This window comes from Anaerocolumna cellulosilytica, from assembly GCF_014218335.1.
In the GTDB taxonomy this organism is placed as follows: domain Bacteria; phylum Bacillota; class Clostridia; order Lachnospirales; family Lachnospiraceae; genus Anaerocolumna; species Anaerocolumna cellulosilytica.
In genome coordinates this window covers 1,221,162-1,234,912 of record NZ_AP023367.1, presented here as the reverse complement: position 1 = coordinate 1,234,912, position 13,751 = coordinate 1,221,162, and the positions used below count along the sequence as shown (strand labels likewise).

At 36.2% G+C, this 13,751-nt stretch carries 12 protein-coding genes and 1 tRNA gene; 6 read left to right on the top strand and 7 right to left on the bottom strand.

Annotated elements, in window-relative coordinates; genetic code table 11:
• Positions 1–86: 86 nt before the first annotated feature.
• Positions 87–461, bottom strand: coding sequence for a TIGR04086 family membrane protein (locus acsn021_RS05320; protein WP_184090754.1), 375 nt, complete (start codon positions 459–461; stop codon positions 87–89).
• Positions 462–713: 252 nt separating this feature from the next.
• Here acsn021_RS05320 and acsn021_RS05315 point away from each other — a divergent pair, with 252 nt between their 5' ends.
• Positions 714–1,568 carry a PHP domain-containing protein gene (locus acsn021_RS05315; RefSeq protein WP_184090752.1) on the top strand — a complete coding sequence of 285 codons (855 nt, stop codon included), beginning with the start codon at positions 714–716 and terminating at the stop codon, positions 1,566–1,568.
• A gap of 109 nt (positions 1,569–1,677) precedes the next feature.
• On the opposite strand, the gene yajC is transcribed toward acsn021_RS05315, so the two are convergent.
• Together yajC and tgt are read right to left on the bottom strand one after the other, a co-directional pair.
• Entirely contained in the window at positions 1,678–2,022 is a 345-nt protein-coding gene (yajC, locus tag acsn021_RS05310; RefSeq protein ID WP_184090750.1) for a preprotein translocase subunit YajC, read from the bottom strand.
• A gap of 27 nt (positions 2,023–2,049) precedes the next feature.
• Positions 2,050–3,183, bottom strand: a complete 1,134-nt coding sequence (gene tgt, locus acsn021_RS05305; RefSeq protein WP_184090748.1) for a tRNA guanosine(34) transglycosylase Tgt — start codon at positions 3,181–3,183, stop codon at positions 2,050–2,052.
• 629 nt (positions 3,184–3,812) lie between these two features.
• Between tgt and acsn021_RS05300 the strand changes: the two genes are divergently transcribed.
• The 4 genes from acsn021_RS05300 (at position 3,813) to acsn021_RS05285 (ending at position 7,421) form a co-directional block, all read left to right on the top strand.
• Positions 3,813–4,769, top strand: coding sequence for an AAA family ATPase (locus acsn021_RS05300; RefSeq protein ID WP_184090746.1), 957 nt, complete (start codon positions 3,813–3,815; stop codon positions 4,767–4,769).
• A 3-nt stretch (positions 4,770–4,772) separates the two neighbouring features.
• A complete protein-coding gene (locus tag acsn021_RS05295; protein ID WP_184090743.1) occupies positions 4,773–5,876 on the top strand; it encodes a DUF58 domain-containing protein in 1,104 nt (367 codons plus the stop codon).
• 24 nt (positions 5,877–5,900) lie between these two features.
• A complete protein-coding gene (locus acsn021_RS05290; protein WP_184090740.1) occupies positions 5,901–7,250 on the top strand; it encodes a hypothetical protein in 1,350 nt (449 codons plus the stop codon).
• A 100-nt stretch (positions 7,251–7,350) separates the two neighbouring features.
• Positions 7,351–7,421: transfer RNA gene (locus tag acsn021_RS05285), tRNA-Trp, on the top strand.
• 114 nt (positions 7,422–7,535) lie between these two features.
• Here the strand turns inward: acsn021_RS05285 and acsn021_RS05280 are convergent.
• From acsn021_RS05280 to acsn021_RS05265, 4 genes are all read right to left on the bottom strand, one after another.
• Positions 7,536–9,725 carry a beta propeller repeat protein gene (locus acsn021_RS05280; protein WP_184090737.1) on the bottom strand — a complete coding sequence of 730 codons (2,190 nt, stop codon included), beginning with the start codon at positions 9,723–9,725 and terminating at the stop codon, positions 7,536–7,538.
• 337 nt (positions 9,726–10,062) lie between these two features.
• Positions 10,063–10,374, bottom strand: a complete 312-nt coding sequence (locus acsn021_RS05275) for a phage holin family protein (protein ID WP_184090734.1) — start codon at positions 10,372–10,374, stop codon at positions 10,063–10,065.
• Between the two features lie 165 nt (positions 10,375–10,539).
• Entirely contained in the window at positions 10,540–11,976 is a 1,437-nt protein-coding gene (locus acsn021_RS05270; protein WP_207727993.1) for an MFS transporter, read from the bottom strand.
• Between the two features lie 350 nt (positions 11,977–12,326).
• Positions 12,327–12,866 carry a rubrerythrin family protein gene (locus acsn021_RS05265; protein WP_184090728.1) on the bottom strand — a complete coding sequence of 180 codons (540 nt, stop codon included), beginning with the start codon at positions 12,864–12,866 and terminating at the stop codon, positions 12,327–12,329.
• A gap of 336 nt (positions 12,867–13,202) precedes the next feature.
• On the opposite strand from acsn021_RS05265, the gene acsn021_RS05260 reads away from it, so the two are divergent.
• The gene (locus acsn021_RS05260) at positions 13,203–13,493 is read left to right on the top strand and encodes a CD3324 family protein (RefSeq protein ID WP_184090725.1); all 291 of its coding nucleotides are present in this window, start codon (positions 13,203–13,205) and stop codon (positions 13,491–13,493) included.
• Positions 13,494–13,751 lie beyond the last annotated feature (258 nt).

The window sequence follows — 13,751 nt, the reverse complement described above, 5'->3', positions numbered from 1 at the left end:
TTCCTTAATACTCTTTTTACGTCACCTGTCATTATATCATAGATTAAATCATATGAAAAGAGTTTTTTTATCCTCATCCCCTCTCCCTAACTTACCATTCCTCCAAGCATTCCGCTAAATAAACAAATAACGAATACATTAATTGCTCTTGACGCTTCTAAGCCCATAAAAGAATCCATAAGAATGGAGATTAATATTAGAACAATAAAGTACAGTGCACCCATAAATAATCCCCACATAAATCGCTTCTGCTCTGCATTTTTGCCTAATAGAAAACCACCTACAAAGGCTGACAAGACATAGGTTGCTATAACCAGACCACTTAAAATGCCACCCGATATATCCAGCTTTAACATGAAAAACGCTACTATTAAAAGCATTAATCCGGTTACAATATAAGCAATCAATAAATCTTTTAAAATTGTCATAACCTTAGAGTCACGGTGTATTACTTTGTCCATTTGAATCCTCCGCTTTATTTATATAGTAATATATTAAGACAGAATCTTTAATATTCTTGATTATGAAAGAATACACTATTTCTATTTAGGATTTTGGTTTTTATGTACTTTATGATATAATATACCAAACTTAAGTGAATTGATTTAATTCAATGAAATATTGGGTTAACGGCACGAGCTTTTAATTGATATGATTTGGGTGTCAAAAGCCTAAACCTATTATTTAATATCATTCTGAAAGGAAATTAATCTATGAAATATATTGATTTACATGTTCATTCCAGTGCTTCAGATGGTACCCTGTCTCCCGCCAAAGTGGTAAGACTTGCATCTGAAAAACAACTAGCTGCTATCGCCTTGACTGATCACGATACATTGGCAGGTATACCAGAGGCAAATAAAGAATCAGATATCTTAAAAGAGGAAGGTACTTTTATACAAATTATTCCCGGAACAGAAATCTCAGTTTCCTATCGCAAAAAAGATATCCATATTTTAGGTTTATTCGTAGATACTAACAGCGGACAACTATACGATTCTCTTGAACAGGCAAGAATACGCAGAGAAGAAAGAAATCATAAAATGACTGCCAATCTAAGAACTGCTGGTATAGATATTACTGTTGACAAATTAAAAGAGGCTGAAGGTGATGCTGTTTTAACCAGGGCTCATTTTGCCAAGTATATGGTGGAACACGGTTATGTTAAAACCAATCAGGATGCATTTACAAAGTACTTACATGATGACTCTCCTTATTATGTTCCCAGAGAATATCTGTCTCCCGAGGAAGCTATATCACTCATTCACTCCGCAGGGGGGCTAGCTGTTATAGCCCATCCTCTGCTCTATAAATTCACATTGCCGGAAGTGGAAGCTATGGTGGCTTATCTGAAAGATTATGGGCTTGATGGTGTGGAAACAATCTACTCGGCTAATACAGGCTTTGATGAAGGTCATATACGCAGAATTGCCAACAAATATGATTTGGCTATGACCGGTGGCTCTGATTTTCATGGTAAAAATAAGCCGGACATTCAGATTGGTACCGGCAGAGGCAATCTAAAGGTTCCCTATGAAATCTTAGAAAAGCTTAGAGCCAGATTATAAATTAGCAAAGCTTGCTGGAATAAATAGTTCTGGGCTAATAAAAAGCCGGAGACCTTTTTCTTATATAAGGTTCTCCAGCTTTTTAAGTAAGCACATTTATTATTGTTAATTATTTGCTGCTTTCAGTCTGTGCTGCACCTGGTTTTTCGACCTCAACAACAGCTGTCTTTTTCATTGGTATACGGCAGTTTTTATTGTTACCGAATTCAACAATAATAACTTCTTCCATAACATCAATGATAACTCCGTAAAATCCACCGGTAGTCAAAACGCTGTCACCTGGTTCTAAGGTTGAGATTAAAGCCTCTAATGCCCTTTGCTGTTTCTTCTGGGGACGAATCGCCATAAAATAAAATACAGCACCCATTAATACTATCCAGATAATCATCATTGGTAAGCTGTAACCTGCTCCGGTTGCGTCTGCACCAGTTGTTAAAAAAATAAGGTTATTCATAAATTCCTCCTGAATGAATTAATATAATCATGCTTCACCTTGGGCAAAGCCTTCTAACTTAGATTTTTTATAGCTTTGATACTGGTTTGCTTCAATAGCATTTCTGATTTCTTCCATCATACTATTATAAAAATAGAGATTATGAGTAACCAATAGACGCAATCCCAGCATTTCCTTTGCTTTTAGCAAATGCCTGATATAGGCTCTGCTGTAGTGAGAGCAAGCCGGGCATCCGCACCTTTCTTCAATGGGTCGGCTGTCTAATTCATACTTTGCATTCATTAGATTCATCTTGCCATGATTGGTGTAGGCATGTCCATGACGACCATTTCTGGCAGGATACACACAGTCAAAAAAGTCCACACCACGCTCAACAGCCTCTAATATATTCTCAGGCGTCCCTACTCCCATTAAATAAGTGGGCTTTTCCAACGGAAGATAAGGAACGGTTTCCTCTAAGATACGATACATTTCTGAATGGGATTCCCCAACTGCCAGTCCCCCCAGTGCGTAACCATCCAAATCCAGTTCGGATATTCTCTTGGCATGTTCGATACGGATATCCTCAAAGGTCCCCCCTTGATTGATACCAAACAACATCTGACACTTGTTAATTGTATCTTCTAAAGAATTTAACCTTGTCATCTCTTCTTTACAACGTAACAGCCATCTAGTGGTACGGTCTACAGAATTTTGCATATATTCTCTTGTTGCAGGATGGGGAGGACATTCATCAAAAGCCATAGCTATTGTAGAAGCCAAATTAGACTGTATCTGCATACTTTCTTCCGGGCCCATAAATATCTTTCTTCCATCCACATGGGAATTAAAGTAAACTCCCTCTTCTTTTATTTTTCTAAGACCAGCAAGGGAAAACACCTGAAACCCACCCGAATCTGTTAAAATGGGTTTGTCCCATACCATGAACTTGTGGAGTCCCCCAAGCTTCTTTATAACCTTATCACCAGGTCTTACATGTAAATGATAGGTATTAGATAATTCTACCTGTGTCTTCATTCCCTGTAAGTCCATAGTGGACACTGCGCCTTTAATAGCCGCAGCGGTGCCGACATTCATAAAAACAGGTGTCTGAATCGTACCATGAACAGTATGAAACTCTCCCCGCTTGGCATTGCCGTCTCTGCCTATTAACCTGTACATAAATCTTTCTCCGTTCTAGCTCCCGCAAAACCTTATTTCAAGGAGCTTAAATAACCTAATGTTACAAGTATACCTTTATTGGTAACCATTTTCAACTAAATTTTCAATTAACTTGTTAAGTATTTATAAAGTCATATTTAGATTATTCCATTTTTTGTTTTATAATTACATTTTATCAGATAAACTTTGAATAATTGTAGATAACAATTTGTCACATATGTAAATAAATATAATATGTCTTCACTTCCCTGTTTCTGTATAATTTTCACAATATTACAGTAATTTCAATGTGGTAATTTACTATAGGAATTTTTATGAGACTTGTATTATAATGGAAGTGAACAACCTAAGGACATCTGTCTTTTGTTTATGAGAATCTGATTTAAAGGTATAAAAAGCATAACATGGCGGATATCTGACAGAAAATCTTTTAGTCCATTGTGAAACTGTCATATTATATGTAGAACTAGGGGAATCACCGAAAACAGGTAGCAATTATTGGTAAGTCACCTTATTTTGGTAATTTAGCCTGCTTCCTTATTCTAAACAAATAGTTTCGCAATTGTATAAAGAAATCTATAACAGAGAGGACTACTACAAGCCTTTTGTAGTATGTAATAGGTATTATAATGGATATAAATACGATACAAAAAAAAATGGAATCCATTAAAGAAAATGTGAATAAAGTTATCGTTGGAAAGGTGGAGGTTATCGACTTACTATTAACCTCCCTTTTAGCAAATGGGCATGTTTTATTAGAAGATGTTCCGGGTACTGGCAAAACCATGTTAGCAAAGGCTCTTTCTAAGTCTTTAGCTGCTCATTTTAAGCGTATCCAATTTACACCTGACTTGCTGCCCTCGGATATAACCGGTCTGAATTATTATAACCAGAAGCAGGGAGAATTTTTATTCAGAGAAGGGCCTGTCTTTACAAATATACTGCTAGCTGACGAAATCAATCGTGCCACTCCTAGAACCCAGTCCAGTCTTTTAGAGTGTATGGAGGAAAAACAGATTACTATAGATGGGGAAACCAGGCTTTTAAGTAAACCTTTCCTTGTTATTGCAACCCAAAATCCAGTCGAGACAGCCGGAACCTTTCCCCTTCCTGAAGCACAGCTAGACCGATTTTTACTAAAAATACATATGGGTTTTCCCCCCTTTGAAGACGAGGTAGCCATTTTAAACCGTTTCTTACTGGCGAATCCTTTAGAAGATATTATACCGGTATGCGAAAAAGAAGAGTTGCTGATTATGCAGGAAGTGGTTAAATCCGTATATATTCATCCTGCTCTTATGGAATATATGATAAAGATTGTACAAAAGACAAGGAATCACAATGCCATCAGTCTTGGCGTAAGTCCCAGAGGAAGCCTTGGCTTGCTTCGAAGTTCCCAAGCATATGCAGCCATTAAGGGTTATAACTTTGTAACTCCTGAAATCATACAGTATATGGCACCACTTTGTCTCGGTCATCGCCTTGTACTAAAAGCTACACCATTAAAAGAGTCCGCCACCAATGAATTGTTAAAAGGCATCCTGACAGAAGTAGCTGTTCCCACTGAGGATTTTTCTAGGAGGTAGTTTATGGTATTGATTGCTGCACTTCTTGGTGTTTTTTCGCTTTATTTCTTACAGGGGCGTTTGTATCGGAAATACTGGGCGAAAAATCTATCCACAACCATTCATTTTTCTAAATCTATCGCTGTGGAAGGTGATGAAAACCAGTTGATAGAAACCGTTATCAACAAAAAACTGCTGCCGTTGCCACTACTTAAGGTTAAGTTCATGACATCAAAAGATTTGGAATTTATGGATGGTACTAATTCTACTGTTACTGACAATTACTATAGAAATGACCTGCTGCCTATAATGATGTATCAAAAATTGACAAGGACTCTTCCTTTTGTATGCAGTCACCGAGGATATTACAATATATCTTCTATAGAACTGGTTTGTTCTGATATATTTATATCCTTTGAAGGGGTGTTAACCAAACCTGCAAATACTTCTCTTTATGTATATCCAAAATCGGTAGATGCAAATAAGCTTACTCCCCCCTTTCAAAAAATCCTTGGAACACTCTTAACAAAGCGTTACTTATATGAAGACCCTTTTGAGTTTCGCAGTATCAGGGAATATCAATTCTATGATACGCTAAAATCCATCAACTGGAAGGCCTCTGCCAAAACCGGCTCCTATATGGTGAATGTGAAAGACTATACAGCTTCTCAAGAGGTTAAAATATTATTAAACCTTGAACAGGAATCCATATGGCGTTATGAAGACTTGGAAGAAGAAAGCATCCGGCTTACAGCTTCTTTAGCCTCCTCTTTTATGGAGCAGGGTATACCCATATCTATTGCAACCAACGGCAAAGATTTGGTCACGAAGGAGACTGTAGTTCTTCCTGCCGGTTCTGGTTCCAGCCATCTAAATGGCTTATATGAGGCTCTATCCCGTATTGATACCAGCCTACCTAAGGGGTCTTTTGTCCATACCGTCTGGGAGGATACTCCTGTGGATTACCTGATTATTATATCCTATTATCAAAAAGAGGATTTACAAGAACTGCTGCTGTCTTTACAAAGAAAAAAAATAGATTTCACCTGGATTATCCCTACTAATCAGGAACTTAAAGTCACTGCGCGTGAAACTCTGCAACCTGCTATTGTTGAATGGAAATTATAAATATTTATTTTACAGGAGACTGCTATGAATAACCGAAAATACCTGCTATATATAGAAATTATAAAAGCATTTTTACACTATATATTATATTTCGCCATCCTTTGTATCGGGCTTAAATTGCTTGATAGGAAAACGAATGTACTCCTTCATTTCTTCTTGCTTTTGCCTGCCGCCTATGTTTCCTTAGCCATTCAAAAGCGTACCAGACATATATGGAGTTTTTTTCTGCTACACGTACTTATGATTGGAGGCTATGCTTTTCTTGCCCCTTCTCCTATTCATATACTCTTATATCTTCCCTATATGTTTGCGCTGCTGATTTCGGGTTTTAAAACCAGACTGCTGGAGGAGGAAAGGCCTGCTGCCAACGCCTCCCTTTATCTGGTTTCAATATTTATTTTACTTTATTTTGCCGCAAAATATTTTAAGTTACCGGAGATTACCAGCTACTTGTTTTGTTGGTTAATTATCTATGTACTCCTTTATTATATTAATATGTATCTGATTAATTTTGAAAAGTTTTTCCGAACCCACGCAGGCCTTTCCAATGTACCCATACAAAAAATAAAAAGTACCAATCATACCTTGGTACTGTTCTTTGCTTCCTTAAGCCTTGGCGTTATGGTTTTATTTCAATACATTCCCCTTAATAAGCTTATCATTCTATTAAAAGAAATCGTTTTGTCCATCATAAAATCAATTCTATCCTTTCTTAAGCAATTTGAAGGCGCCGAAACTATACCAGAGCAAAACAGCAATGATGCACCGATAGATTTTAGTGTTTTCATTGATAAAGAACAGGTTCCATCACCATTTTGGGAATTTTTTCAAAAAATCATTACAGGATTCATTACTTTTAGTGTTTTTGCTTTCGTCATTGGATTGGTTATTTTTAGCCTTTATAAACTATATAGATTATTTTATGAAAGGAAATATACGTTTCTAACAGATAAAACAGAATTTATATCTCCCTTTGACCAAAAGGAAAGTCTGGGCTTTCCTACTATTAAGACTTTCCTTGAAAGATTCCGTCCTGCCTACGGTTCTGCACCTAGGGAGAGAATTCGAAAATTGTTCTTTAAAGCAGTATCTTCAAGTACAGCCTACGAGGAGATTAAGAATTCTATGACACCAAAGGAATTGTCAAAAATTGCACTTGGCGCTCAAAAAGAATATACACTTTTTACCAATAAAAACCAGGGGCAGAAAAAAATATCTTATCCTAATGGAGTTGAATCCCTGACAAATTATGCGAAAGGTGAGTCTCCTCAAAAGCAGTTGACCTATTATTATGAAAAGGCCAGGTATGGTAAAGAAGCCTGCACAAAAGAAGACCTTCAAAGAGTAAAAAGCCTGCTACACCACGTCAGATAATTCGTGTCGATTGTCAATAATATATTAAAAATTTTCTTGACATTTAAAACAATTTATTGTATTATATAAAAGCAGTGTTGATGAACAAGCACTGCTATAAAGGGGATTGGTCAAATGGTATGACAAGGGTCTCCAAAACCTTTAGCGGGAGTTCGATTCTCTCATCCCCTGTATTTAGACGCTACTTTTTGTAGCGTCTTTTTTATATGCATTCCACTAAAAATAAGACCTTTTCTAGTGTATCAAAAGGTCTTATTTTTAGTACAAATTGGTTGATTTTCTACCCTAATCCCTTAGTGTATAGGTACTATAACTTTCTATCCATCTATTCTCAGACGGCAATTTCTCGTCTTTATTCCTAAGGGCTGCTAATATAACCCCACTATCACCTACTGAGAGAAATTTCGTTCCATCCCAAAGAACATCTTCCATTATGTGACTGGTTACCCTGGCAGAAGCTTTATAGTCAATTCCATTGGCAGAGGAATAGAATTTACCATAATCATCTATGGCTATGTAAGTCTTATCCGCATAGGTTCCTGCTATGTAAGTATTATCATCTGCCTTTTTAAGTGTCCAATTAATGCCATCATTAGAAAAAGCTACCGTATTTTCTCCATGGTATTGATCATCCCATTCGTATACATTTCCTCCTATAGTGACAAACTGTTTTCCATTCCAAACTACACTGGCAGCAGTCAGGTAACATTTCTTTCCACCTTTTTTAACTGCGATTTTTGACCACTTTTTCCCATCTTTAGAGCTATATAATACATTTTCTTTATTTCCATTCGCATTACTGCCATTCTGAGCGATATAGATTTTATTATTATAGATTGCATGTTTAAGAGGTATTTTCGTTGAACTAAATTTGCTAAAGGTAAGCCCGTCCTCTGATACCAGAATCCCATTGTTTGTATAAACACGGAATTTGCCGTTTAAGTAATCCACACCATAGACATTACTCACAGTATCAGGAAATTCCATCTCTTTCCACTCCCCTGCTTTATCAGAATAAAAGTAAGAGGAGTCTCCATAGCTTATTCCCCAATTAGGACTATAAGCTGCTATGGCTCTTCCGTTATGTACGGCAACACTATCCCAAGACGGATTTCCTACTTTGATTGATAATTCGACTGATGTCCAGTTATATCCTGTTGAAGATTCCCACAAGGTTCCCTCGCTGCCATATGCAATATACCTATTTTTACCATCATACTCAATATTTGTAAAATCAACCGGGATTCGGGTACGTGCTACCACACCGGTTTTTAAATCCTTAGTCACCAGGATGGTTCCATTGTCTCCTACTGATATATACTGCCCTCCATCGTATATACTCTGCCTGAGATTTGCTTCTTTGCCAGAATAGTTATTATAGTCAAACATTTTATAAGTAACATCCCATTTCGTATTGACCATTTCCCAATTGGTTCCTTTTGCAGATGTAAGTATCATACCAGTATAGCCCGAAATTACGTATTGTTTACCATCCCAGAGAACACTGAACATCATTAAATCCGAGAAGCCGTTTGGCTTGCCATATGTATTATCATCCTCTCCCACACCGGAACCAATTACCTTCTTATTATATATTGCTTTCCATTTCACTCCATCGGTGGAGGTATAAACGCCTCCCGTTCTGGCGAGATAATAGCCGTCCCAGGCAGTTGCCATATACGTTCCATTTTCATATATAATATCAGTCAAAACCCCTCTGATGCTAGGCTTTGATATTTTCCAGCTAACCAAATCTTTTGAATTTCCCACTCCTCTTTCTGATATTACTGTATATTGTTTACCAGTAAATACAATTTTTTCAAACTTTATTTCATCCATATATTTAACGGTCCATTTAACTCCGTCTTTGGAATACAAAACAAAACTGCCGCCAAGTCTGAGTTTTTGTGTACTGTCATAATAATCTCTCAATTTTAAACTTCCTGTCTCAACATCACAGTAGGCAATAGCTACATATTTTTTTCCATCCCAAATAATATCACTGAATTGAAACTGAGACTGCTTCACTTTTGTCTTCCAACTAACCTTATATTCATCCGAAAGATAACTTTTCGCTTTTCCTGCAAGCTGTTCATAAGTATAATTCACAGAAAAACTTGATTTCGACCAGGATGTCCCGTCAGCAGACCGAATTATTGTCCCGTCTTCTCCTACCGCAACAAATTTTGAGCCGTTAGTAGCAATTGCTCTCAGATTTTTACTTGTCTTTAGTGGTATATTTTTCCAGCTTTTTGTATCAACAGAGCGGATTACTTGTCCATCGTCTCCCACTGCTACGTAGACCTTTGACTTATTATAAGTCACGTCATATAAATCATTACTCTGTATTTCTTTCGTAACCTTAGACCAGGTTACGTCTTTTTTGGAAGCTGCTTCCATCGGTTTTAGGGAACTTATTATCCCCACTGCCAAGGTCAGTGTCATGACAAGCAGTTTCCATCTTTTTAATTTCATCTTTCGCTCCTATCTTCGACCTTTGGTCGCATTAAAATCAAGGAATTGAATATTTTATTCAACTTTCCACCCATTACATATCGCAGACTTGTCTGCAATACTGCAAAAAACAAGAGTGAAGTCACCTATTGTGAGTGCCTTTCCTATTCTGTATTTTCACTCTTTTTCCTACATTCCTATTATTTTATCTCTATTTCGACATAATGTAAAGTCTAACCTATCAATAAAGGTTGGAGCTGTATATTTTACCAGCTGTATATGTAATACCCCTACAAATGATGTATGTTATTTGCATATACAACTGGCACTTTCTTTACTTAATATTCGTAACTTGTTTCTACTTCTGTGTCGTATCTATATTCTTACACCTGATATTTTTTACCATTTCAAAAGCACCGGTACTTGCTAGACCACTGACTAGGCCCCCTAGTAATATCTCCGGTGTAAAGTTCCAATTATTAATCCATGAGTTTAAAACTGTCCCTGCTACTGCCATAATCAAAGGAATAAACTTGTTAGGAATAAAGGTAACGCTGTGTTTTATGACATACCCCAGGCAAAAGCATATTCCGAGTACTATAACTACTACATATTGAGATAAGAAATCCAAAATAACCGCCCCTTTCTGCTTTATCCCAAGTTGTCGCATTTTGTATCCATATTAATATATTCCAAAACTCCATATTCTTTACTAATTAGTACAAGAGGATAGTCTATGATTGATGTCCTTGCTGCATCAGCCATAAACTATCCTCAAGCTTTTCTTTTTTTGTGATGGAATTGGACAAAATCTAAAAACAGGTTTTATAAACCATTAAAGTTCAACTCTCCCATCCTTGTGGTTAACATCTACTTTTTCCGTTTCTATAAAGAATTTAATGTATAATACAGCAAATACCATAATTGTAAAACCGATTACATTTAAAACCTGCTGTGGATAAATACTACTTCCAAAAAGGCTCAAATCTTTACTTTGCAGGTAATCTAAAATATTTCCACCAATAATAGACACTACAAATCCCATAAATCCCGATAAAGCAGAAAGTATTGTAAGCCAAATCATACGTTTTTCCGGGCGGAAAAAATCAAGCTGTATCCCAAATAAACCGATTCCGACAAAAGCCCAGGCCGTTGAAGAAAGAAAGGAGCCTAATACATGCATTGGATATGCATTACCCGGTACCGTAAATGCCATGGTTAATAAATTAAGTCCTAAGGCGAATAGTGCATATTTTAAAACCTTTGCCATACCATATTTATCGGCAAGTCTTCCAAGCTTTGGAGCAATGTAGATACGATAGAGATTTGCGATAAAACCAATGAGCATGATAAATGTATATGGCAGTGCTAACTGGTTTATCTGATAACTTGCATTAAACGGATTACATATAAATAATCCTGTTACATAAATACTTTGCAGAATAAATGCCTTGCGGAATTTTCTATCCTGAAAAGCATCTTTAATCTCTGATGCAACACTCTGTTCCTCAAAATTTTGATTCTTTTCAAAATCTTTTGCCTTCCTAGCAAGTCTTCCATGTAATTCCTTCCCCTCTTCATTGGTGTAGGATAGTTTTGGTTCCTTCATTTTAGACAAAGCCACTACATTAACAATTACCAATACCAGAACAATCAACCCGATTATCACAAAACCAGTAAGCAGATTTTCTTTCTTAAAATAATCTAAAATCATTCCGGCAAGGAGCATGGCACTGGACACAACAAATACCGCAATGGAATCTTTAATAGAAAAATACTTTCCTCTTAGCCTGCTTGGAACAAGGCTTGCAATAAGATCCTGGGTAGCCGGTGTTCCTATCTGTACAAAAAGTTGTCCAATAAAATACATAACTACGATTAGAATTGCTTTTTGTCCATTCCCTATCGCTAGTAACGGAATAAAGTATATAATAGAAAATAAACCTCTGTGCAAAGCCGTATAGCATACAAGAAATTTATATTTTTTTAATTTCTTAAAATAATTGATTAAAAATATCTGGGAAAGTGCCGCTAGGCTCAGCAAAGACGTAATAATCCCAATATTTGCATCTGATATACTGCAATATGACATTAGAGCAGCTATAAAAGTACCGCCGGAAAGCTGTGCTATTGTCTGAGCCGCACTATCTCCTATAGTAAAATTGACCCTGCTCTTTTTTAAGTCCTGCTTACTCTCTGGTAAAGCCATAAAATAAATTCTACGTATTTGGGCAAATAAATACCTGTGTGCAATCTTAATGTTGTTAAACATGCAGTTAATCATACCTCCGCCAAATGTTTATAAATACTTTAAACATCAAGATGTAATTATAGCTTACGACTTCTTAGATGTAAATGGTATTACTTGCCGAAATATAAAATATTTTGTATTATTTTAAAATAAAGTTATTCCTCTTTCTATTGATACTATTATAATATTTTAGACTTATCTAAACATATAAACTTAAAATATACCTATAGCTTCCTTGTATATGCAGGCATAGGTATATAGTAAGCTTAAAGTAGCTATGCCGCCCATATGGAAAAGAACCTTATACGAATCCTAAGGAACAAAAAGACTGTTAAATTTCTTCTATCTGATAATTTAACAGTCTATCTTATTTAAAACATCGTATCATACAATTGATAATATCCTTGAGGGAATCCGCATATAGGGCATATTTCGGGTGCACAAAGTCCTCCCATAATATTTCCACAGTTAATACAAATCCACAGTACTTCATTGGGTTTACAAAACACTTCATTGTTAACAATATCTTCAGCAAAATCCTGAAATATCAAATCATGATTTAGTTCAATATTTGCAACCCCGTCAAAAAGTGCTGCGATTGCATCAAATCCTTCCTCTCTGGCAACTCTCGCATATTCCCGATAGGTCGTGTTCCCATCCACAGACTCTGACTGTGCTGAAGATACCAGATTCTCCAAGGTAGTAGGCAAAGTTCCTCCATTTAGTAGCCTTAGCCAGATAATTGCATGCTGCAACTCCCAATGGGATATGATATCGTACACATTCCCTATCTGTATGTAGCCTTCTTCCCTTGCTCTGATTCCATATATTTGATATTTTCCGCCTGATATCAATTCACCTTCAAATGCATCCTGTAAGTTCACATATGTCCTGCTCTGCTGAAAGTCCATATGTCCTCCCGTAACTTTACTAATTGATACATCATATGTGAACAACTCCTGTTTTATGTTGACGGCTTGCTTTGACCATATAACATTCGCTATTTTATCCTGTAGCAATTTCATATTTGCAATTTTTTCTATTTTATTGTATGATAACTATATTGTTTAAATAACATAAGGGTTAGCCCTTTCATAAAATATATGTTAGAAAGTATGGTGAACTTCGTTTGAGGAAAAAATCAGTTATTTGTGCATAGCAGAGGCTATTGCACATAGTAAATACTTACGAATGCTGTAATGCAATAGCCTTTGCTTTTTCTTGGTACTTATTCAAGGAGGAGCACAATGAGCTATCATAAGGCAGATTATATCTTACCGCCGGAATTATTAGAAAAAATTCAGGAGTATGTTGACGGCGGTTATCTTTATATTCCCAGAAAAAACTGTAACAGAAAGAGCTGGGGAGAACAGACCGATACTAAAATCGTTATAACAAAAAGAAACTCTGAAATATTTAAGGATTATAAGATGGGAATAAAAGTTTTTGAACTTGCAAAAAAGTACTTCCTGTCTGAGAAAAGTATACAACGTATTGTCTTACAGGAAAGACGTAAGAGTGATGAAACGATATGTTGAAAATAAATAAGATATATAATCGATTACTACATAAGTAGTACTGCTGACAATCTAAGTTGCAGCGGTACTGCTTTTTATATTTATATAGCCTCATCTGCTGACTAAATTAGGCGGATATACTATTTCTCTTTTACTTTTCACCCACCAAGTGAATTTCACCATAATTAGGCAAATTTCTGGTTGTGATTGTTAAATTAATATACTATAATCTATCCATAGAGATACCTTGTTAACAAAGAATACGCGCAGAAATGGAGA